This is a genomic window from Bartonella sp. TP (assembly GCF_030406085.1).
GTDB lineage: Bacteria > Pseudomonadota > Alphaproteobacteria > Rhizobiales > Rhizobiaceae > CALTWN01.
Window position 1 is genome coordinate 219705 of record NZ_CP129002.1, and the last position, 23369, is coordinate 243073.

22 protein-coding genes are annotated in these 23369 nt (G+C 38.8%); 5 read left to right on the plus strand and 17 right to left on the minus strand.

The features are described 5' to 3' along the window. Positions 1-3: 3 nt before the first annotated feature. The 5 genes from dxs to fabI form a co-directional block, all read right to left on the minus strand. Positions 4-1971: a 1-deoxy-D-xylulose-5-phosphate synthase gene (gene dxs / locus QVL57_RS01110; protein WP_290076795.1), complete on the minus strand. Its 1968-nt coding sequence runs from the start codon at positions 1969-1971 to the stop codon at positions 4-6. Further along, positions 1952-2251: an exodeoxyribonuclease VII small subunit gene (locus tag QVL57_RS01115; RefSeq protein ID WP_290076797.1), complete on the minus strand. Its 300-nt coding sequence runs from the start codon at positions 2249-2251 to the stop codon at positions 1952-1954. Before QVL57_RS01115 ends, dxs begins: the two co-directional genes overlap by 20 nt. A 3-nt stretch (positions 2252-2254) precedes the next feature. Then, a complete protein-coding gene (gene ribB, locus QVL57_RS01120; RefSeq protein ID WP_290076799.1) occupies positions 2255-3349 on the minus strand; it encodes a 3,4-dihydroxy-2-butanone-4-phosphate synthase in 1095 nt (364 codons plus the stop codon). 63 nt (positions 3350-3412) lie between these two features. After that, positions 3413-4522, minus strand: a complete 1110-nt coding sequence (gene aroC, locus QVL57_RS01125) for a chorismate synthase (protein WP_290076801.1) — start codon at positions 4520-4522, stop codon at positions 3413-3415. Positions 4523-4545: 23 nt separating this feature from the next. Further along, on the minus strand, positions 4546-5352 hold the full coding sequence (gene fabI, locus QVL57_RS01130; RefSeq protein ID WP_290076804.1) for an enoyl-ACP reductase FabI: 807 nt from the start codon (positions 5350-5352) through the stop codon (positions 4546-4548). 136 nt (positions 5353-5488) lie between these two features. Between fabI and hemB the strand changes: the two genes are divergently transcribed. Together hemB and hemA are read left to right on the plus strand one after the other, a co-directional pair. Continuing rightward, complete coding sequence (gene hemB / locus QVL57_RS01135) at positions 5489-6475, plus strand: porphobilinogen synthase (RefSeq protein ID WP_290076806.1); 987 nt, start codon at positions 5489-5491, stop codon at positions 6473-6475. A gap of 5 nt (positions 6476-6480) precedes the next feature. Next, positions 6481-7704, plus strand: a complete 1224-nt coding sequence (gene hemA / locus QVL57_RS01140) for a 5-aminolevulinate synthase (RefSeq protein WP_290076807.1) — start codon at positions 6481-6483, stop codon at positions 7702-7704. Positions 7705-7784: 80 nt separating this feature from the next. Here the strand turns inward: hemA and QVL57_RS01145 are convergent, their stop codons facing one another. Then, positions 7785-8321 carry a copper chaperone PCu(A)C gene (locus QVL57_RS01145; protein ID WP_290076808.1) on the minus strand — a complete coding sequence of 179 codons (537 nt, stop codon included), beginning with the start codon at positions 8319-8321 and terminating at the stop codon, positions 7785-7787. An 88-nt stretch (positions 8322-8409) separates the two neighbouring features. Continuing rightward, positions 8410-9297: a DnaJ C-terminal domain-containing protein gene (locus tag QVL57_RS01150; protein WP_290076810.1), complete on the minus strand. Its 888-nt coding sequence runs from the start codon at positions 9295-9297 to the stop codon at positions 8410-8412. 103 nt (positions 9298-9400) lie between these two features. On the opposite strand from QVL57_RS01150, the gene pdxH reads away from it, so the two are divergent. Further along, entirely contained in the window at positions 9401-9985 is a 585-nt protein-coding gene (gene pdxH / locus QVL57_RS01155) for a pyridoxamine 5'-phosphate oxidase (RefSeq protein ID WP_290076812.1), read from the plus strand. On the opposite strand, the gene ubiA is transcribed toward pdxH, so the two are convergent. Next, positions 9974-10918: a 4-hydroxybenzoate octaprenyltransferase gene (gene ubiA / locus QVL57_RS01160; protein WP_290076814.1), complete on the minus strand. Its 945-nt coding sequence runs from the start codon at positions 10916-10918 to the stop codon at positions 9974-9976. The two genes, pdxH and ubiA, sit on opposite strands and share 12 nt — an antisense overlap. A gap of 70 nt (positions 10919-10988) precedes the next feature. Between ubiA and purD the strand changes: the two genes are divergently transcribed. Continuing rightward, complete coding sequence (gene purD, locus QVL57_RS01165; protein ID WP_290076816.1) at positions 10989-12266, plus strand: phosphoribosylamine--glycine ligase; 1278 nt, start codon at positions 10989-10991, stop codon at positions 12264-12266. Here the strand turns inward: purD and QVL57_RS01170 are convergent. The 9 genes from QVL57_RS01170 to QVL57_RS01210 all read right to left on the minus strand — a co-directional run bounded on the left by QVL57_RS01170 (position 12261) and on the right by QVL57_RS01210 (position 22423). Continuing rightward, on the minus strand, positions 12261-12674 hold the full coding sequence (locus tag QVL57_RS01170) for a YcxB family protein (protein ID WP_290076818.1): 414 nt from the start codon (positions 12672-12674) through the stop codon (positions 12261-12263). The two genes, purD and QVL57_RS01170, sit on opposite strands and share 6 nt — an antisense overlap. Positions 12675-12825: 151 nt before the next feature. Further along, positions 12826-13344 carry a DUF6101 family protein gene (locus QVL57_RS01175; protein WP_290076820.1) on the minus strand — a complete coding sequence of 173 codons (519 nt, stop codon included), beginning with the start codon at positions 13342-13344 and terminating at the stop codon, positions 12826-12828. Positions 13345-13387: 43 nt separating this feature from the next. Next, a complete protein-coding gene (locus tag QVL57_RS01180) occupies positions 13388-14812 on the minus strand; it encodes an FAD-binding oxidoreductase (RefSeq protein WP_290076822.1) in 1425 nt (474 codons plus the stop codon). A 2-nt stretch (positions 14813-14814) separates the two neighbouring features. After that, a complete protein-coding gene (locus QVL57_RS01185) occupies positions 14815-15813 on the minus strand; it encodes an L-threonylcarbamoyladenylate synthase (RefSeq protein ID WP_290076824.1) in 999 nt (332 codons plus the stop codon). Between the two features lie 4 nt (positions 15814-15817). Next, positions 15818-16438 (minus strand): ribonuclease HII, encoded by a 621-nt coding sequence (locus tag QVL57_RS01190; RefSeq protein WP_290076825.1) that lies wholly within the window; start codon positions 16436-16438, stop codon positions 15818-15820. Beyond that, on the minus strand, positions 16438-18606 hold the full coding sequence (gene glyS, locus QVL57_RS01195) for a glycine--tRNA ligase subunit beta (RefSeq protein WP_290076827.1): 2169 nt from the start codon (positions 18604-18606) through the stop codon (positions 16438-16440). Before glyS ends, QVL57_RS01190 begins: the two co-directional genes overlap by 1 nt. Before the next feature lie 8 nt (positions 18607-18614). After that, positions 18615-19541 (minus strand): glycine--tRNA ligase subunit alpha, encoded by a 927-nt coding sequence (locus QVL57_RS01200; RefSeq protein ID WP_290076828.1) that lies wholly within the window; start codon positions 19539-19541, stop codon positions 18615-18617. 53 nt (positions 19542-19594) lie between these two features. Next, positions 19595-21373, minus strand: a complete 1779-nt coding sequence (locus QVL57_RS01205) for a tetratricopeptide repeat protein (RefSeq protein WP_290076830.1) — start codon at positions 21371-21373, stop codon at positions 19595-19597. Further along, entirely contained in the window at positions 21374-22423 is a 1050-nt protein-coding gene (locus QVL57_RS01210; RefSeq protein ID WP_290077428.1) for a polyprenyl synthetase family protein, read from the minus strand. 91 nt (positions 22424-22514) lie between these two features. Here QVL57_RS01210 and QVL57_RS01215 point away from each other — a divergent pair, with 91 nt between their 5' ends. Further along, positions 22515-23330 carry a methyltransferase gene (locus tag QVL57_RS01215; protein WP_290076832.1) on the plus strand — a complete coding sequence of 272 codons (816 nt, stop codon included), beginning with the start codon at positions 22515-22517 and terminating at the stop codon, positions 23328-23330. Positions 23331-23369 lie beyond the last annotated feature (39 nt).

The window sequence follows — 23369 nt, forward strand, 5'->3', positions numbered from 1 at the left end:
CAGCTATAAATTTCTGCCTAAAGCTTGTAGAACTAACTTAAAAATATTTTGGCTATCAAACCCAACCTGCTTTAGCGTTTGTTCACGGTCGCCATGCTCCAAATATACATCGGGTAAATAAATATGGCGAAGCTTCAGCGCGCCATCTAATAAGGCATTATTAGCTAAATAATTACTGATTTGCGAACCAAATCCGCCCATAGCTCCCTCTTCTATAGTTATCATAACCTCATGCTGCTGCGCAGCCATAGTAATTAAATCCGTATCCAAGGGCTTGCAGAATTGAGCATCTATTACCGTTGTAGAAATACACCGATCCTCTAATAAGACAGCCGCTTGAATGGCCTGATCTAAGCATGTACCATAACTTAATAATACTGCTGTTGTCCCCTGCTTAATTAGCCGAGCCTTACCTATGGGCAAAATAAGCTCGCCCAAAATTTCAGACATAGCAACTGCACTATTATCACGTGGGAAACGAAATGCTATAGGGCCCTCATTATAAGAAGCTGCCGTCGCAACCATTTTTTGTAATTGGTTGCCATCGCTAGGCGCCATAAGAACAAAATCTGGTAAATTTGCCAAAAAAGCTATATCAAAGCTACCAGCATGGGTTGGACCGTCAGCGCCAACAAATCCAGCTCGATCTATGGCAAAACGTACTGGCAAATGTTGTAGCGAAACATCATGCACGATTTGATCATACGCCCTTTGCAAAAATGTAGAATAAATAGCTACAAAAGGCTTATAGCCTTCTGACGCTAATCCAGCAGCAAAGGTTACAGCATGCTGCTCGGCAATAGCGACATCAAACATTCTATTCGGAAATTCCTTTGCAAACGCATCTAACCCTGTACCCGACGGCATAGCGGCAGTAATAGCAACGATTTTATTGTCAATTTTTGCTTCTTTAATTAAAGCTTCTGCAAAAATTTTTGTATAGCTAGGCTTAACTGGTTGCATAATTTTTTTTGGCGCACCAGTGGCTATATCAAAACTACTTACCCCATGAAATTTGTCAAAAGCTGCCTCTGCCGGAGCATAACCTTTCCCCTTATGCGTTATAGCATGTATAAGCACAGGCCCATATTGCCACTCTTTTACATTTTTTAAAATAGCTAGCAAATTTTCAAGATTATGCCCATCAACAGGGCCTATATAATAAAAACCAAGCTCATCAAATAAGGTGGTGCCACCTGCCAAAAATCCCCGAAAAAATTCCTCCGATTGACGCATTTTTTGCAAAACAACATTAGGTAATTTATGGCTTATCTCTTTTGCTTGTTCACGAATTTTTCTATAAAAAGGGCTTGAAACCAACCTAGCCAGATAATTGCTCATAGCCCCAACTGGCGGTGCAATTGACATATCATTATCATTTAGAATCACTATCAAGCGCGCATCCGCTTCACCCGCATTATTCATAGCCTCATAAGCCATACCAGCCGACATAGCTCCGTCACCTATAACCGCTATAACATTTCTTGCCTTATCTTCATTTTTTTCTGGTTCTGCCTGGCGCAGTTCTTCAGCAACAGCCATTCCTAGGGCTGCAGAAATAGAGGTAGAAGCATGCCCTGCTCCAAAAGGGTCGTATTCGCTTTCACTACGCTTGGTAAAACCAGATAGCCCACCTGATTTACGCAAACTATACATGTCCTTACGCCGTCCAGTAAGTATTTTATGCGGGTAGGCCTGGTGGCCCACATCCCAAATTAATCGGTCATATGGTGTTTCAAAAATATAATGCAAGGCTACCGTTAGCTCGATAACGCCAAGGCCCGCTCCCAAATGCCCACCTGTTACCGAAACAATATCTATAATGTCTTTACGAAGTTCGTCACATAATTGCAACAATTGAGATTTATCTAACTTACGCAGATCTTGCGGCGAGGCAATTTGATCTAATAAAACAGTATTTGTTGTCTTATTTTCTGAGCCATCTGCATTATTAAAAGGGTAAATCTTCATCACTAGTATCTATATAACTATTGGAATGCTCTTTCAGCGGCTCAGCACCAACAACAGCACCTTCATTATTTATTTTCAGCTTCTCTATTTTTAGTTCTGCAGCTTTAAGTAAATTTTCACAATGCTTTTTCAAAAGCTCGCCTCGTTCATAAATAGCAATAGATTGTGCCAGCTCTATCTCACCGCTTTCTAAACGCTGCAGAATATTATCCAAGGCAGCCATTGCCTGTTCAAAAGTTAACTCCGCAATATCTCTATTATCTACAGCTGATTTAACCATATGCTACTTATCCTCTAAATGAATACCGCAGGCATTGAGCTCTTTTTTGTAATTTTTATGCTCCTCCCCCGGGCCAATATCAGGCAAATAAACATTAGTTATACCTAAATTTCGTAAAATTTGTGCACTAGCACCATAAAGACTCCAATGCTGACGACGCCCCAAAGCTTGCTCATAATTTTCTGCGTCGCTTTGAGAAAGAGTAGAATCTTTAGCGTTTTTTATCTGCACAACTATACGAATACATACGGCGCATGGATAATTGCCATATTGCTCATCTATTTCTTCTGTGCTTTTGACAAATTGCGGCCCGTTCGGAGTCAAAAAATTAAGCTGCTCAACAAATAAAGCAGCCTCGCCCATAGACGTGTCGCCAATTACTAATACTGTATAATGTCTGTCAGATCCTAATACAGCATAATCATAGCTGACGACTTTAAACGCACTATCTTCTATTATATATTTATTTCTAGGCTTCACTAATTCTTCATGCCGCTGTCTATAAATAATTAAATCTTCGACGCTTAATAACGGTAAATCATGCTTTGCTGCAAAATTACTTACTTCTTCGCCGTGCTGCACTGTACCATCGTCATTCATCAACTCACCAATAACGGCAACTTCCGGCAAGCCAGCTAACTTACATAAATCTACCGCTGCCTCAGTATGGCCAGAGCGAGTTAATACCCCATTTTCTTTCGCAATAAGTGGAAAAATATGTCCAGGCCTTACAAAGTCCCACGGAGCTGATGAACTATTAGCTAGCCGATTCACTGTTGCTGTGCGCTCAGCCGCAGAAATACCCGTTGTGGTTTCACGTTTACTATCTACACTAACCGTAAAGGCTGTATTATACGCAGAGGAATTTTTTTCTACCATAGAAGGCAAGTCTAATTTAGACGCTATCTCCTTGGTAAGCGGTGCACAAATAATACCAGAGGTATGACGAATCATAAACGCCATATTTTCTACTGTGCAATGATTAGCAGCTATAACTAAATCGCCTTCATTCTCACGGTTGTTATCATCAGTTACTACAACCATTTGACCCTTTGCAAAAGCCGCCAGCGCTTTTAATAAATTTTCTTCATTATACATATTTTAATACTTTAATTACAACTCTATTAAGAATTACAATATAGCTTATTCTAAAAAATATAGCTAGCTTAAATTTGCAACCCCTATTTGCCCTCTATGGCGTAAAAAGTGGTCTGCCAATGCGCAAGCTACCATCGCCTCACCTACGGCTACGGCTCGTATAGCTATGCACGGATCATGACGACCTTTTGTAGTTAATTGAACTGCTTCACCAGCCTTATTTATAGTTTGTAAATTTTTAGCAATAGAAGAGGTAGGTTTTACCGCAAAACTTATTACAATAGGCTGTCCCGTCGAAATCCCAGCTAAAATACCGCCAGCATTATTACTTAAAAACTCTGCCCCCTCAGACCCTATCGTCATCTGATCTGCGTGTTCTTCTCCCCTTAGCATAGCTGCGCTAAAACCCGCACCAATTTCCACAGCCTTAACCGCATTAATGCTCATTATAAGACCCGCAAGATCTTGATCTAATTTGCCATAAATGGGCGCGCCTAACCCTTTAGGCACATTTTCGGCAATAATTGTTACAACGCCGCCTACTGAACTGCCATCTTCTTTTATTTGCTTCAAATAATCTGCAAATTTTGTTGATGCCTCTTGATCAGGACAATAGCAAGAATTGCGCGCTACCTCTTCCCAATTCCAGTTATTATAATTTATACTATACGGACCAATGCTAGTTATAGCGCCACGTATTTTAACCATGGGTAATATTTTTCTAGCAATCACTCCGGCCGCAACTCTAGTGGCAGTTTCACGTGCAGAAGCGCGGCCGCCGCCTCTATGATCCCGTACTTCATATTTAGCATCATAGCTATAATCACCATGAGAGGGCCTATAAATATCCGCTAATTCATCATAATCCTTGCTACGCGAATCAATATTCCGAATCAACAATGATATTGGCGTGCCCGTAGTTAAATAAGTTTTTGTACCATCTATAGTTTCTTGCTCTATTACGCCGCTTAATATTTCTACATTATCTGCTTCTTGTCTAGAACTTACATAAGCACTCTGGCCTGGACGACGCTTATTCATATAATGCTGCATCTCGCCCTGACTAAAAATAATATGGGGGGGACAGCCATCGACAACACAGCCTATAGCTGCACCGTGGCTTTCGCCCCATGTAGTAACTCTAAATAAATGCCCGAAGCTATTATGCGACATTAACAACCTTAGCTAATTGCTTACTAAACCACAGAAATATCAGGTGCATCAACAGCCTTCATCCCCACAACATGATAGCCGCTATCAACATGATGAACTTCTCCCGTTACGCCTCTAGATAAGTCGGATAAAAAGTATAAAGCCGAATCTCCAACTTCATCAATATCAACGGTTTTGCGCAAAGGCGAGTTATATTCATTCCATTTTAAAATATAACGAAAGTCTCCTATGCCAGAAGCTGCTAAAGTCTTTATAGGCCCGGCTGAAATCGCGTTTACTCTTATTTTTTGTGGTCCTAAATCAACAGCTAAATATTTTACACTAGCCTCTAAAGCAGCTTTAGCTACCCCCATAACATTATAATGAGGCATAACCTTTTCTGCACCGTAATAAGAAAGCGTTAGTATAGAGCCTCCATTTTGCATAAGCTTCATGCCGCGCCTTGTTATGGCTGTAAAAGAATAAACGGAAATATGCATAGTATTTAAAAAATTAGCTAAGCTCGTTTCAACATAACGTCCTGTAAGCTCATTTTTATCTGAAAAGCCTATGGCATGCACTAAAAAATCTAATTTACCCCACTGCGTTTCTACCTGATCGAAAAGAGCATCTATAGAATCACAATCAGAAACGTCACAGGCTCCAAACACAACACCACCAACTTGGCTAGCTAAAGGCTCTACACGTTTTTTTAACGCTTCGCCTTGGTAGGTAAAGCCCAACTGAGCCCCTGCAGCAGCAGCGGCTTTTGCAATGCCCCACGCTATAGAATGCTGATTCGCTAAACCTAATATTAAACCCTTTTTTCCATCTAATAACTTATTCGCCATAAAAAACCTTGCGTTGTTTAAAATAATAAAGTTAAATTATATAACGAAAATTGTTTAGAATTTCTATAGCAAAACATTGTATAGTGAATAATTCTATAATAGTATCATAACAATAGTTAATCTATTGGAGTTTTCAATGTTTCCCTCGCTAAGATTAAGCAGGCTGCGTAGAAGCCCTACCTTGCGCGCTTTGGTGCAAGAAACACATCTACAAAAGACTAATTTTATTTATCCAGTTTTTGTTGAAGAAACAGCAGAGCAAAACACTGCTATAGCTGCTCTACCTGGGCAAAGTAGAATAGCAGAAAATAATTTAGGAAAACATTTAAAAAATCTCTATACGCTCGGCATAAAAGCAGTAATATTATTTGGCGTTACCCAAAATAAAGATACAAAGGGCAGCAACAGTCTAAATAAAAACGGCTTCTTAGCGCGCATAGTTAAAATAGCTAAAGATAGTGCTCCAGAAATGTTAATTATTACAGATAACTGCTTTTGCGAATATACTGAGCACGGACATTGTGGTATTTTAACAGCACAAGGATATATAGATAATGATGCCAGCATAAAACTATTAGCCGAACAAGCTGTGATATGTGCCGAAGCTGGCTGTGATATGGTGGCTCCCTCCGCTATGCTAGACGGACAAATACAAGCTATAAGGGTGGCTTTGGATAAACACGGATTTGAACATATACCGATTATGTCTTATGCAATTAAATTTGCTTCTAGCTTTTACGGCCCTTTTCGCCATGCCGCAAAATCTGCAATAACTAATAATAACGTCTTAGACAATCGTAAGACCTATCAAATGGATATGGCTAACGCAAATGAGGCTCTACAAGAAGCAATCCTTGATGAAAAAGAAGGCGCGGATATACTTATGGTAAAGCCTGCAGGACTATATCTAGACGTAATAACAAAGTTACGTGACCTTACCTATCTCCCGGTAGCAGCGTATCAGGTAAGCGGAGAATATAGTGCTATCAAATTTGCCTGTGCAGCTGGTCTGTTAGACGAAAACGCCGCAATATTAGAAAGTTTGACGGCTATAAAAAGAGCCGGGGCTTCTATAATAATAAGCTATTTTACACCGCAAATCACACAGCTATTACAGGACTAGCCTTAATGTATGATTATCAACGCGCCTTTGCCACTAATATAGCTACATTAAAAACTGAAAATCGCTATAGAATATTTGCAAAATTACTTAGAGATTCAAGAAAATTTCCCAAAGCTAAATATTTTTTAGAACAAGAAACAAGCAAAGAAGTTACCATATGGTGCTCAAATGATTATTTGGGCCAAGGCTGTAACCAGCATGTAATAAGAGCAATGTGCAAAGCTGCCAAAGAAACTGGCACTGGCGCTGGTGGCACACGCAATATTTCAGGCAATAGCTATTATCATTACTTGCTTGAGCAAACATTAGCTAATTATCATGAAAAACAAGCAGCACTATTGTTTAGCTCTGGCTATGTAGCCAATGAAGCAGCAATTACTGGGCTGGTACAGGCTTTACCCGGCTGTGTAATATTTTCAGATCAAAAGAATCACGCTTCTATAATTACAGGCATAAAATCTAGCCGCGCTGCTAAACATGTTTTTAAACATAATGACTTAATAGAGCTTGAAAAACTTTTAAACCAATATTCCATAAATATACCCAAGCTTATAGTTTTTGAAAGCGTCTATTCAATGGATGGTGATTTTGGCCGGATAGTTGAAATTTCAGAGCTAGCCAAAAAATATAACGCGTTAACCTACCTAGATGAGGTACATGCCGTTGGAATGTATGGCAAAACAGGTGCTGGGCTAGCTCAATTATATAATGCTAGTAATAAAATCGATATCATACAGGCAACGCTGGGTAAAGCAATTGGATGCGTCGGCGGCTACATTGCAGCAAACGATTTACTAATAGACGTAATACGCTCAAACGCGAGTGGGTTTATCTTTACCACCTCTATCCCGCCTGCTATAGCTGCAGCTAGTTTGGCTAGTATAAATTATTTACAAAGCGAAGCTGGAGATAAACTAAGACAGAAGCAGCAAAAAAACGCAAAAACATTAAAAATTATGTTAAAAAATAGCAATTTGCCAATAATTGAAACCAATTCACATATTATACCGCTAATGGTAAATGATTCTTCCAAATGTAATAAATTAAGCCAGGCATTGCTGGATAAGTATAATATCTACCTACAGCCTATAAATTACCCTACAGTAGAAAAAGGTTTTGAAAGACTGCGTATAACGCCAACTCCACTGCACAGCCAAACAATGATAGAAGAGTTGGTAATAGCCCTGCAGGAATTATGGAAAGAGCTGCATCTACCCTACGCTGAATAATAAAAAATGGGCGCTTATGCTAAAGCGCCCAAAAGTCTTATAAAGCCGTTATCGAAGTTAATAGCGGCAATGGATCTAAATTACTTAGATACTGTTTTTGTTGTCGTTGTTATTACTGCAACTGGTTCTTTAGCTAACACTGGAGCAGAAACCTCGTCCATACCACCAACAACAAAAGTTGCATTCACAGGAGCGCTATGCTTGAAGAAAAACACAGCTGGAAAAGTTTCACCTTTTACAAGCGGTTTCTTCAGGTCCATAAACATAATGTGAAAAGCACCTGGCTTTAAAGTAAAGTCGCTATGCGCTTTAACCAAAATCGGATGCTGCAATAGTTTGCACTTCATGATATTGTTAACCAAAGCCATTTTATGCAATTGTATCTTGGCTGCAATTGGAGATTTAACGGCTACTAGAAAATCGTCCTTATCTCCATTATTTACCAAATGCACATAGCCGCCAGCGGTTTTAACACCAGCATGAGAAGCTCTGGCCCATGGTGCTTCAACAACAACAGAAGCTTTTTTTGCTTCTTGAGCAACCGCGCCGCTTACACTAAAAAGCGAAGCAATTACTGCTATGGCCAATAGATATGTTTTTGTTAATTGTTTTGTCATTATTAACTCTCCTAACTCACATTAATTAAAGCAATAAAAGTCCAAGAAAAAATTACATGGTTATTTTATTACTAGAATCACTTTAGCATTATTTATCCTCGTTGAAAAGAGCTTTTAATTTTTTATCTTGCTTATCTGGCAACATAATTAAAAGTCGTATATATAAATCCGCCCGACCACCAATTTTGGTAGGCAAACCTTTGCCCTTTAAACGAAATAACTTACCAGAGCTTGACCATTCAGGTATAGAAATTGCCAAAGTGCCGTCTATCGACGCTACTGAGATTTTGCCACCTTGCACTGCATCCTTGAGTTGTATAGGAAGATCCATATATAAATCACGGCCTTTTACTTCAAAAAGCGGATCTTTTTTAATTTTTATTGTAATCAGCGCATCACCGCTAGGCCCAAATGCCTGCCTTTCTCCCTGGCCACGCAAGCGAATCACCTGGCCATCTTCTAAATATTTAGGTAATTGTATTTTTAATGCTTTACCATTTGGCAAACGAACATCTATTTTTTCGTTAGCTATCAATTGTTGCAAACTTATAGAGGTTTCCGCTGCTATATCAGCAGCCTTTATAGAACTATTTGCCCCCATACCAAAAGCAGAGTCACTAGCACCAGCTGCACCAAAAATATCTCGTAAAATATCACTAGCATCAAATCCACGCTCAGATTTAAAATTAAAACCGCCAGAAGAGCCAGCGGAGTTAAACGGATTAGCTTTACCGGTAAAGCCCTGAAAGCCCGGCTTACCGTCGCCATCTATTTCCCCTCGGTCAAATTGCGCCCTTTTTTTAGCATCCCCTAGAATTTCATAAGCCTGGTTAATTTTTGCAAAGTTATCCTGCGCAGATTTATCATTTGGGTTATGGTCCGGGTGGTATTGCTTAGCAAGTTTTCTAAAGGCCGACTTTATTTCTTTTTCACTTGCAGTTTTGCTAACTCCTAAAACCGAATATGGATTTAACATAGACACCTCTTTGCAATTTTCTTTTACACATATAATATGGAAATGTAAGTAATTAATGTCTATAGTATAGCAAATATATAATCAGCGAGAAGAGTTTTAACTAATGGAAAATAATGATCCTTTCAGCCTATTTAATAAATGGTATGAGGAAGCTTGCGAAGTAGAGCCTAGCGACCCCAATGCAATGGCCCTAGCCACCGTAAATGAAACTGGCTACCCTAATGTACGCATAGTATTGCTAAAGGAATTCAGCCGGGAAGGATTTATTTTTTACACTAATTTTGAAAGCGCAAAAGGCAGAGAACTACTTAAAACCTTAAAAGCAGCTGCGGTTTTTCATTGGAAATCGCTTGCAAAACAAATAAGGATACAAGGCGATGTTGAAACTATTAACAATGAACAAGCCGACCAATATTTCCACTCTCGTCCCAGACTTAGCCAAATAGGGGCATGGGCCTCTAAGCAATCGCGCAGCTTGGAAAGCGAGCACGCGCTAGAAAAAAACCTAGCCTATTATACCACTAAATTTGCGATAGGTCCCATAACCCGTCCGCCATACTGGTCTGGCTTTAGAATCATACCAAAGAGGATAGAATTCTGGCAAGAGGGTAAATTTCGCTTGCATAAGCGCTCAGTTTTTATCAGGCAAGGCAGCAATAACTGGATCAACGAAAAATTATATCCTTAAAGCTGCAAGAAGCAAAGCACCGCATAAAATAAGGCCCGTATGGACATTCGTCTTAAATAAACGCAAACACACCGACTCGCTGTACATGTCTAGCTTGTATATTTGCCAGCCCAGTTGAAACAAAGCGGCGACTAAACCAATATAGGCAAAATATGGTACAGAAGCGCTATAGAATGCTGCGGCCAAGAATAATACAAAAAAGCTATAAAATAACCCAACGGCTAAGACCAAATTATCCTTAAATAATAAAGCTGTGGAACCAACACCAATTTTTATATCATCTCGCATATCTTGGCACGCATAAATAGTGTCATAACCAACAATCCAAAACGCACAGCCACAATATAATAAAATCGCGGACACAGATAAATTATTCAGCAAGGCAGACCAACCCAACAAGGCCCCCCAGCCAAAAGCTAGGCCTAGAAAAAATTGTGGGCAATTTGTTATTCTTTTCATAAAAGGGTAAATAATACATACTAAAATTGAAGAAAGGCCAAGCCAAATAGTCAATTTATTAAATTGCAGCAAAATAATTAACCCAACCGAACATTGCAAAAGCATAAAAATAACAGCCTGGGCTTTGCTTATAGCACCGCTGGCTAGGGGTCGTTGCTGTGTTCGCTCTACCTGCATATCTATATCTATATCCACTATATCATTCAAGGTGCATGCAGCACCACGCATAGCTATAGCACCAAAACAAAACAACAAAGCATAATATAAAACTTTAGTAAAAGCTGCCGCAGCTAAAGCTTTTTCTGATGCAAAAGCTAAAAATAAAGACACTAAGCACGGTGCTAAAAGCAGCTGCCAGCCGACAGGCCTATCCCAACGCGCAAGCTGTGCGTAGGCTATAAGATTGTTGGGCAAATAATGATATACCCAATGCTTTGGACAAGAATCTTTTACCAAATTTGCTCTTATATTCATACTTTCCCCTACTATAGATTATGCTTATAATTTTCTATATATTAACCCTCTAACAGAGGCAAGAAAAACAATGCAAATAAATGTTCTACTCATTGGCAGCGGCGCTAGAGAACATGCCTTGGCTTGGAAAATTAGTGGCTCTGCCTTATTAAGAAATCTATATTGCATTGGCCCTAATCCTGGTTTTATAGGCTTAGCAAACATAGTAAATATCGCCTATGATAACATAAACCACAACCCCATAATAGAATTATGCAAAAAAAATAACATTGACTTGGTAGTTATAGGCCCAGAGCAACCTATTATTAATGGCCTGGCCAATGCCTTGGCACAACACAAAATCGCGGCTTTTGCTCCTTTTCAAGCAGCGGCAAAGCTTGAAAGCTCAAAAATTTTTACCAAAAATTTATTAGCAAATTATATGGTACCCAGCCCAAATTTTAAAGCTTTCTATAACAAAGCAGAAGCAAAGCAGTTTATCGCAAATCAGCCCCTACCCGTAGTTATCAAGGCTGATGGACCAGCTTTGGGCAAAGGCACTTTCGTCGCCACAACTATAGAGCAAGCAAACAACGCCATTGAAGAATGCACGACAAAATACGGCTCAGCTATATTAATAGAAGAATATCTAACAGGAAAAGAAGTCAGCTTTTTTGTACTCTACGATGGCAAAACGCCTGTAAGTTTTGGTTACGCAAGAGACTATAAAAAACTTTATGATAATGACAAGGGGCCTAATACAGGCGGCATGGGAGCTTATTCCAGTCAAGATTTATTAGATTCTAACCAAAAACAGCTCATTATGTCTAATATTATCCATCCCACACTTACCGCCTTGAGAAATATCGGGCTGCCCTACAAGGGTATTTTATTTGCTGGTATTATGCTAACTCCTAGCGGACCAAAATTACTCGAATATAATGTACGGCTAGGGGATCCAGAATGCCAAGCATTGTTACTAAGATTAAATAGCGATATATTACAACTATTTATTGCAACAATTAACGGTACCTTAGATAGTGAAGAACCTAACTGGTACGAATATTATAGCATAAATATTGTCTTAGCCTCCAAAGGCTACCCTTACAATTCATACCCAGGCAAAAATATTGACTTACAAGATTTCATAGATAAGTATAACAAATTGCCTAACTTACATTTATTTTTTGGCAATATTATACAGCCCAATATACATCGGGCTGTACTAAAACCCCAAGGCGGCCGCTTATTGAACATAGCAGCAATAGGTGCTAACCTCGAGGAAGCACAAGCCCTAGCCTACCGTGCTTGTGCCGATTTAGACAAATATAATTTACATTATAGAAAAGACATAGGAAAAAAATTATAATTTCCGTGCTAACATCTTGTCTAAAGTAGAAATTAAATCTTGCTTCTGCTCATCAGTAAAAGCACGTTTGGGCAAAATACTATATTGATGCTCCGTCAAATAAAGCAAGATATAATCGGTTAAATCTTTCCAACCATAAAACAAGCGCAAAGGATAGCTACGCTTCAATTTTGCTGTCAAAATAGCTATACCATACTCATTCCACCAAATAGTTTGCGGCTCATAAGAAAAATTACTATTTTTTACTATATGTCGCATTTTTAAGGGGATCACAACTAATAGCTCCAGACTAATGAGGCTAACTATTATAAATAAATACAACAAGGCCGCATGCAGCAATATCTGCAAACTATTATACACGGTAAAGTGATTATGCAAAAGAGCTAGAGATACAACTGCTGCCAGCATGCTTGCTAACCAAATTAAACAAAGTTTTATTATAAATTTTTTAGTTTTAAATTTTCTACGCGCCAGAAAAAGTAGAACGGCCCTGAGGTCGACTTTAGATAAGCTATATTGGGTATGGCGCTCTATAACAGACATCTCTCACCGATCTTAACTACAAGATAACCCGTTTTCCGCCAAGGTGCAAGTCTATGACTTTACTAGACATACGCAGTGAAAATAAAGAAACTGCTGATGAAGAACCTAAACCACAAAATGAATCTTTATCGCTTATTAGCACAAGCTTACCTAAATCTTGAAACAAATACATAGGAACATCATAAATATTTGCCCACAAATGCCAGTTTAGTAACGCGCTTTTTAAATTTTTAGATATAAATAAAGGTATAGATAAAACTAAATCCTTATGCAATAAACTCAATGCTATCGATTTATCGCTAGCCCCTTGGGAGATTATATGAGCTACCACCCCTTTAAAGTCTCGGATAGGAAAAACTTTGGGCAATGTGCTTACATTTGGAGCCAAGATACAATACAATATTACCTTATCCGCATGCAAAACACAGTAGCGCATATTACCTGTTTCCGCACAATTATATTTAATTCGTTGCGGAAAAGCTCTAGGGTCTAGCCGTATTTCTTCAGAAGCTTGTTGTGTAATATTTTCCTTCATAAAATTAGGCATAAAATAAATTAGTAACCATTATATTAAAGTTTCATAAATTTAATATTTTATGTGGATTCATAATGTTATGAGGATCCAATTGCTGTTTTATAGACAACATTAAGGTATAAGCCACCGGGTCTTTAAAAATTTCTAAAGCAGAGCGCTTTAGTTGACCTATACCATGCTCTGCAGCGATTGAACCGCCCAATTGTACAACAAGCGTATTTAAAGCCGCACTTATGGGTTGCCATAAATCCAAAAATTCAGCATTCTCTTGTGCAGTATAACCTGCTGGGACTAAAATATTGTAATGTAAATTGCCGTCGCCAATATGACCAAAACATACTATACGAGCAGTAGGGCAATGCTGCGCAACAATGCTAGCACCAAACTTAAGGAATTCAACCATATTGTTTATGGGTACAGATATATCATTTTTTATAGAAACACCTACGTGTTTTTGGGCGGCAGATACATTTTCACGAAGTTGCCAAAAATAATTCTCCTGCACCTGATTTTGCGCGACAACAGCGTCCTGTATCAAACCCACTGCTAAAGCATTTTGTAGCAAATCTTCTAATCTCAGGTGCCCTTTGGCTTCATTGTCTAAACAAGCAAGACCTAATAAAACATACCAAGCATGTTGCTTAGTAAATAGCGACGTTTTATTTAAATATTGCAGCGACAATTGCATAGCAAAATCTGAAAGCAATTCATAAGCCTCTAACTCTTGGCCAAAGGCCTGCCTAGCTTTGGCAAAAACTGCTAAGACTTGTTTTAGATTTTCGCAAGCGATATAGGCAAATTGCCTTTGCCTGGGCTGTGGCCATAGTTTCAAAACAGCTTTAGTAATTATGCCCAATGTACCTTCGGCGCCAATGAATAAATTTTTAAGATCATACCCACTATTATCTTTTTTAACAAAACGCAAATCGTTTAAAACTCGGCCATCTGGTAAAACCACCTCTAACCCCAAGCACAAATCTCGCATAGAGCCATAAGCTAAGACTGCTGTGCCGCCAGCATTTGTAGAAAGGTTACCTCCTATACAACAACTACCTTGCGAAGCTAATTGCAAAGGAAAATACAAACTTCTCTTACCTAATTCTGCATGCAAATTTTCTAAAATTACACCCGCTTCTAGTAATACAGTAAAATTAGCAGCATCTATATTTATAATCTTATCCATGCGCTTTAGCGATAGTACTATATTTTCCTGTCCAACTACGCCTTGTTGAGCACCTACTAAGCCTGTATTGCCGCCTTGAGGAATTATTGAGGTTTTTGTTTCATAGGCCGCACGCATAATAGCCGCTACTTGCTGCGTAGTTTCAGGCAACAAAACCGCTGTTAATTTATGCTCATAAAATCCCCGCGGCGATAGTCTATAGAGCTCTGTATCTTCAGCACGATGCAAAATTTGTTGCGAAGATAAAATATGGCCAATTTTATTTAAAAAATTTATCGCCGACATAGTTAAATACGCGGAGCCGCAGCCCTAGCCAGCCGATCGTTAATAGCCACGCCTAGATCATATTGTGGTATATTCTGCACAGCAATGGCAGTGGGATTACAAGCATCTAGGCATTTTAAATAATAATATAAATTCAAGGCAGCCTCTTTTAAATTTCCGCTCTTACTCAAATTTAAAATCTTCAAAGCTCGCTCAACATGAGCACATTGTTGTTGACCAAAAGCTAATAAAACCTCACCAGTCTTAATTTCTGTAATCCCCAGCCGCATTAAACTACGCGGAGCATAATGTGAGCTTAACATTCCAGGTGCTTCTATAGTTGCGCTATTACCGGACAAACCTAAGATAATAGGATCCAACCCACTAGTAGCATTAAAGGCCTTTAATGCTGCAACCAGCGCTTCTTTAGTAATACCTCCATGACGCAAAATACGCAATACATTGCCATCTAACTTCACTATAGTAGATTCAATACCAATTTCACAAGCACCACCATCAACTATCAAATCAAGCTTATCACCAATATCCTGCGCTACCGCCATAGCATTAGTGGGGCTAATACCCCCAGATTTATTGGCGCTAGGAGCCGCCAATGGTTTGCCAAAATCTTTTATTATCTTATTAAATAACCCCTTGGGACTCCGAACAGCTACAGTAGTTAAGCCAGCCGTTACAGCAGCGGCAAGCTGATGCTTCGCTTTCAGCGGCAAAACTAAAGTTAAAGCACCGGGCCAAAAATAATGCATTAGGTAATAAGCAAATTCACTTACTATACAATACTCTCTTACCATAGCAATATCGCAAACATGTATTATTAATGGGTTGTAGCTAGGTCGATTTTTTATATTATATATTTTTTTTACAGCCGCATTAGAAGTGGCATCTGCAGCAAGCCCATAAACGGTTTCGCTGGGTAAGGCTACCACTTCTTCAGCTAACAAAGCTTTAACCAAAGCTGCTATATTTATATTATTTGCCGTTATAATATTATCGCGCATCATATTCTTAACAATCTTTTATGGGAGAAAACGTAAATCTATGTATATTTTTTATAGCATTAACATTATGCAAAGCCTCTCTATGTTGCTTTGTAGCATATCCTACATGCTTTTCAAAACCAAAAGCCGGATACGCTTTTCCTATCTCTAACAACATGCGATCGCGCGTCACTTTGGCAATTATCGACGCAGCTGCTATAGATAAACTAGTTTGATCTCCTTTTATTACCGGTCTTTGCTCTATAGTAAGATAAGGCAGTTTGTCTATGCCATCTATAATAACATAGTCCGGCTCGGCATTTAAAGCTCGCACTGCTTTAGCCATAGCTTGCAGCGAGGCCTGCCTAATATTAATTTTATCAATATTTCGTGCACAAAGGCTAGCTATGGCCACACTCTTTGCTTGTTTTATAATCAAATTATAGAGCTTATACCGCTGAATTGCGGTTAATTTTTTTGAATCATTGATATTTAAGGGAATAGCTTTTGCATCCAAAATAACTGCCGCGGCTACTACTGGACCAGCTAAACAACCACGGCCAACCTCATCTACTCCTACAACATTTTGATATCCTAATGAATGTAATTGCTTTTCTATATCAAAGTCTGGTTTGTTACTACACAGCATCAATAAATTATTTTCGAAAAATCAGCTAATTGCTTAGCACTCCCCAAAACAGCCTCTAGCAACGCTAAGCGATTTAATTTTATAGCCTCCATTTTATCTTCAACTAGCAAATTATTAAAAAAATCTTCTATCGGTTCGCTTAATAAAGCTAAAGCCTCAAAAGCCCCACTAAAATCGCCGATATGTAGATCCATTAACAATTTTTTTTGTACAATTTGCAATTTTTCAAAAAGATATTTTTCTTCTTTTTCGCGTAGCAGTTCAACATTTATTTTGGAGGCTACCCCAGTTATATTTGTTAAAATATTAGCTACCCTTTTTATAGCCGCATAAAAATTTTTGCCAATATCTTTATCTAAAAAAACTATCAATGCTTCAATTTTTCTAGCCATAGCAAGTAGATTATCTTCTTTATTAACCATAACGGCATCTATGACACTAAACTTTGCCCCTTCACTTTGCACATAGCCTTTAAATCGCTCAACAATAAACTCCAATAAATCAGGCGAAATAACCTGCTGTGGTATTTGCAATTGGTGTAAGAATAATTTTTCACTATACTCCAATATGGGCAATAAAAAAATATTTTCTGATCGACTAAGTACTAATCTAACTACCCCTAAGGCGGCGCGGCGCAGCGCAAAAGGATCTCTAGACCCCGTTGGCTTCTCATTTATAAGCCAAAATCCTACCAAGCTATCTATTTTGTCGGCTAAAGCCAGGGAAACACTTAAAGCAGACTTCGGCACTTTATCTTTTTGCCCTTGTGGCTTATAATGCTCTTCTATAGTCGCAGCAACTTCCGCGGTTTCGCCCTGTGCTATAGCATACTCACGCCCTATATAACCTTGTAAAGCTGGAAATTCAGGCACCATATAGGTAACTAAATCTGCTTTTGCCAAACTTGCTGCCCTAGACACAGAAGCCAAATCGTCAATAAATAGCTTAGAGGCAATAAAAAGACTCAACTGCACTAACCGTTCAACCCTTTGACCTTGCGTGCCTAGCTGCTTATAAAAAACTATACCTTCCTCTACAATTACAGCCATCCTTTGGTCCAAAGGTTTTTGCAAATCTAATACTAACGGCGCATATTTATCCTGATCGCCTAAAGTACCAACTAAAAGCGTGTCTTCTAAATCCTTAGTAAAAAAATACTCGGCATCACTAAGCCTAGCATGTACTACCTTTTCATTGCCTTTAATTATCAAATCCCCGCCATCAGAAGTTTGGATATTAGCGCAAATTATAAAATAATTAGCTAATTCCGATGCCTCATGAGCATTTTTTGTAACAAAGCATTTCTGATTTTCACGTATAGTAGTCTGTATAATTTTCTGCGGCATAGCAAGAAATTTTTTATTAAACTGTCCCAACATTACAACTGGAAATTCTACTAAATTTGCTACCTCATCTAACAAAGGCTCGTCTTCTAATAATTGCAAACCGTTAGCAAAACATAGGTTTTCAGCGTCAGATTTTATAATATTCTTACGCCTTACAACATCTAAAATAACATAGCCACGCTCTAGCTTACTTTGATAGTCGGCAAAATCTCTAACTTGTATTGGCTGCCCGTTAGACATAAAACGATGGCCGAAACTATAATTATTCGACTGCAGTCCATCAATCTCAAACGGCACAACCTGACAGCCATCAACTTCACTGGTTAATATACACAAAATATTTTGCAATGGGCGTACCCAGCGCAGCGACTGCATACATAGCGAAGAAGCGCCCCAACGCATAGATTTAGGCCAATTAAACTGCTTTATAATATTAGGCATTATTTGCGACAGAATTTCCAACGCACTACGCCCAACTTGCTCATAAGAAGCAAAATAAAAATCTCCCTTACCGGGGATAGAAACTATTTTAGCTTCTGAAATATCACTCAATCCAGCAGAACGTAAAAAACCCAATTTAGCATTATCTGGGGCATTAACATTTGGACCTTTTTTTTCAACAATTTTTGCAACAGAGCTTTCGCTTAACCCGCGTAAATCTAGGCATAGCCTACGTGGCGTCCAATAGACTACAGCCGCCGCGTAATTCAAGCCATGCTCTACCACGGCATCAGTTACTAATTTTTTTAGGTTTTCTGCGGCACCAGCCTGCATAGACGCTGGAATTTCCTCGCCAAATAATTCTAATAGCAAATCAGCCATGTAATCCTCTATCTATAATTTTTTGGCTCTTCTTCGCCACTAAATGTTGTGCGCAAAAAAGCCTCACCACATTGCTGCGCTAGTGCTCGTAACTCTAAAATATAATCTTGCCTAGCCGAAACGGAAATAGCCCCACGCGCTTGTAAAAGATTAAATAAATGGCTTGCTTTTACACATTGCTCATAAGCAGGAAAAACGCATTCAACAGAGCCTGGCCGGCGTTTCAATATGGCCACACACTCCGCCTTAGCATCCTCGAAATGCCGTCTTAACATCTCTACATTAGCTAATTCAAAATTATATATAGAATGGCCTTTTTCGGCCTGTAAAAAAATATCACCATAAGTCAATTTACGTGCACCTTCTGCACCGTTATAATTTATATCATAAACATTATTTACAGCTTGTATATACATGGCCAATCGTTCTAAACCATAAGTAATTTCTCCAGTTACTGGAGCACACTCAATTCCGCAAACCTGCTGAAAATAAGTAAACTGCGAAACCTCCATACCGTCGCACCAACACTCCCAACCCAAGCCCCAAGCCCCCAGGCTTGGACTTTCCCAATCATCCTCAACAAATCTTATATCATGCATATCGGTAGAAATACCTATAGCAGCCAAAGAGCCCAAATAAAGCTCTTGCATATTTTTCGGAGAGGGCTTAAGCATTACTTGAAACTGGTAATAATGTTGTAGCCTATTCGGATTTTCCCCATAGCGGCCATCAGCGGGGCGGCGACAAGCTTGCGCATAGGCAACAGCCCAAGGCTTGGGGCCTAAAGCACGCAAAACCGTCGATGGATGAAAAGTCCCAGCTCCCATTTCCATATCGTAAGGCTGCAATATAGCGCAGCCTTGGCTAGCCCAATAATTTTGCAACGCCATAATTAATCCCTGAAAAGATTTTTTAGGATTCAAATAATCTAGCAATTTAACCTTAGCCTTTCTACAGCCCCATTATTATCTTAACTAAAATTGCGCCATCATATAGGCGAAGCCACTAGGCCTTGTTTCAATTTTACTTTTAACTTTTCTATGTCAGCCTCATCTTTAGTAGAATCTATAGCGTGCCTCCATTCATAAACCGCCCGCTGCTTTTGTCCAACCTTCCAATAAACATCTCCCAGATGCTCCAAAGCTTCACTTTCAAACGGACAAAGCTCAACAGCCTTTTGCAAATATATCAAACTCTTGCTATAATCTGCAATAAGGTAATACGCCCATCCTAAAGAATCTAAAATGTAACCATTATTCTTATCCAATGAATTAGCCTTTAGCAAGAGCGAAAGTGCTTTAGGTAACTGCATATTATTTTGTAGCAAAACATAGCCATAATAATTCAACAATTCTGCATTGTCTGGCGCTAGAGAAACCGCCATATCGAAATATCTAACCGCTTTATCCAATTTTCCTAAATGAGAAAAAATTATACCAGCTTGATAATATATCGACCAATTAGTACGCGTTTGCTTATTATTTATAAACGACTCTATAATATCGCCTGCTTTTTTAGAATTGCCGACCCAAGAATAAATATCTGCCAGCATATAAGTAGCTAAAAAAAAGCTTTGCTCCGCTGCAGCTGTTTGTTCACGCAATCCCCATAAAAGGCTCAAAGCTGTCTTCGGTTTACCTAAATTTTTCCACAATAACGCTTCTTCTAATCTACTTGCAGTGTAATATACCGACTGTGGTTTTATCTGCCTATAAAGATCTTGATGCTGCTTGAGCGCTTCTTGCGCAATAAGCCCAGCATATTGAAACTTAACCGCAATATTATTTGAGCACAAAAAATAAGCAAAACTAGCATATAGTCTATCAGCGCCTGCCAATTTTAAATAATTAGTAAAAGAGCTTATATTAGCGAGACCAATTGCTACACCACAAAGCGCGCCTTGGCCGTTTTTTTTATAACCAGCAAAAATATCATCCAAGATAAAGTTTTTGTTATGAACCCTTATGGCAACTTGCTCTAAAACAAGGTCATCTACATATAATTCGTTAGCTTGTGCTAATAATTGCTTAATAGCACTATATTCCCTTTGCCTTTGCAGCAAATCTACATAATTTATTACAAGAATTCTGTAAAAATTTATATCCTCAAGGGAGGATTTATAATTTACTAAGGCCTGCTTAAAGTACAAAATTGCCTGTTTTGGATTTTTAGCTTCCATCAATAATGCCATATGGAAAAATAAAAAAGGACGGAATAATTGCCGTAATTTTTCTGGCATTTCTGAGGTCAAGGTCGAAGATAAGAGCTTTTTTTTACTATCCTTACCAGTAAATGTAGGCTGAACAAGTATCTGTACAGCAGCATCCACCTGCCCTACCCCATATAGGGCCCAAGCTTTTAAAACAAGCACCGCTAAATTGTCTACCAAAGACCATTCAGGATTTTCTGCTAAGGATGAGATTGATTTCAAATCGCCCTTTTTGAATTTTGCTACTATATTTAAAATTGCACTCATCGGCAATTGTTGAGCAGAAGGCAATTGCTCATTAAGCAATATTGCTTTTTCTACTGAACCATGAAAAAGATAAGCTAAAAACAGCTTTTGCTTTATCAAAATATTATTGGGCGAGGCTTTAAGCGCCCGTTGCAAATAAACAACGGCATTTGTATTGTCTCCTTGCTTCAACGCTACATCACCAGAGAGATATGCACCATAACCCTCATAATTATGGGAAACAGCCACAACGGGACTTAAGGCAGCTAAAACTATATAAAAAATGGCTGCAATAAAAGCAAAATTGCGCATTTAGGTTACCCGCATTATACAAAAATCTACAATATTCAAAAGAGCTTCACGAATATCTTGGTCCATTACTGGCTTTACGCTTTGCAAAGCTATACAAGCTTGCTTTCCATACTCCTTAGCATAAGCAATAGAGCGCTCTAACGCATTAGATTTTTTCAACAACCTTATAGCTTCTTGCAAATCTTCTTCGCTATTCTTACCCTCACACATAGCATTGTACCAAAATAGGCGTTCGTTAGCATCGCTTTTTTCTAAGCACAAAATAACGGGCAAGGTAATTTTGCCATCGCGAAAATCATCCCCAATATTTTTACCTAAATCATCAGCATTACCGTTATAATCTAAAATATCATCCACTAGCTGAAAAGCTATACCTAATTTTTGGCCATAGATTTTCATAGCCTCTATTGCCACATCGTCACAGCCAGCGATAATTGCCCCGACACTAGTAGCTGCAGCAAAAAGCTCCGCAGTTTTGGAATTAATGATAGTAAAATATTCTTCTTCGGATATCTCAGGGCTTTTGGATGAAGCTAGCTGCATAACCTCACCTTCGGCTATAACACAAGCAGCCTTTGAAAGCACTTGCAAAGCCTCTAATGAACCAACATCTACCATAAGCCCAAAGGCTTGACCCAAAAGGAAATCACCAACTAAAATACTAGCTTGATTGCCCCAAACTTTACGTGCTGTCGCGCGCCCACGGCGCATATCGCTATTATCCACCACATCATCATGCAGCAAAGTAGCAGTGTGCATAAATTCTACCGCAGTAGCTAATTTACTGTGCGCATATTTATCGCTAGTCGGCAAAGACGGATAGCCAAACATACGAGCGCTAGCTATAGTAAGCATAGGTCTGAGCCTTTTTCCGCCTGAATTCACCAAATAATTGGAAATCTGTGGTATCAAATCCGTACGCGCCGACGCCATATTCAATATCAGCCTATTAACTTCGGCCATATCAGCCTGCGTAAGCCTAATAAGCGCCTCTAAAGAAGAAGGTTTATTATTCTTGCTAACTCCTCTAGGCAATGCTAAAATCCCTATAAATAATATTTATGACAAAATAAACTATATCGAAAACTTAACCCAGCAAATAATATAAAGCAACTATCTATTTTTATAAAAATAATTAAATATGCCCTCAGCCAATAATTATAGTAAAACTATAATAAATTCCGAAAGCACTATAGATGCCTTTTTTCGCGGTAAGTTTTATTTAATTCAGCCTAAAAAAACTGCCCACCGAGTAGGAATGGACGCGCTTTTATTAGCAAGCTGTGTTCCAAAAAATTTCACAGGAAAAGTAGCAGATTTTGGCAGCGGATGTGGAGGCGCGGGGCTAGCTGTCATTGCTCGCTTAAGATTGGCTTATGTCACTTTAGTCGAAAACGCTCCCGAGATGATTTATTATGCAATACAAACAATAAATTATCCAAAAAACAAACATTTAGCAGAGCGCATAAAATTAATAAATCTAGATTTGAATGCTGCAGGCGCTACCCGCAACTCTGCTGGCCTGACTGACAATAATTTTGATTTTGTTATTATGAACCCACCATTCAACCAGCAAAACAGCCAGGCTAGCCTATATAATTTAAAGGCCCATGCTCATGTCCAAACAACTAATTTATTTGAGAAATGGCTTATAGCCGCGGCCGCTTGTTTAAAAGCAAAGGGGCGCCTTGCTATAATAGCTAAACCTGAATCTTTAGCCAGCATCCTAAAGGCTATGGATAAACGCTATGGCGCTATAGAAATTATACCCATACATCCATTTAGTGGACTACCAGCCATACGCATCTTAATTATCGCCACAAAAGGATTAGCTACACCGCTTGTTATACGGCCAGCGCTAAGCATACGATACAGAAAATATCCTATGAATAAGTCACAAATTACTGCAGAAATGAATAATATAAGCAACGGCTTGTGCTCAATTTATGATATATAAAGCTATTGCATTTTAACTAGAATCAATTATCATTCCACA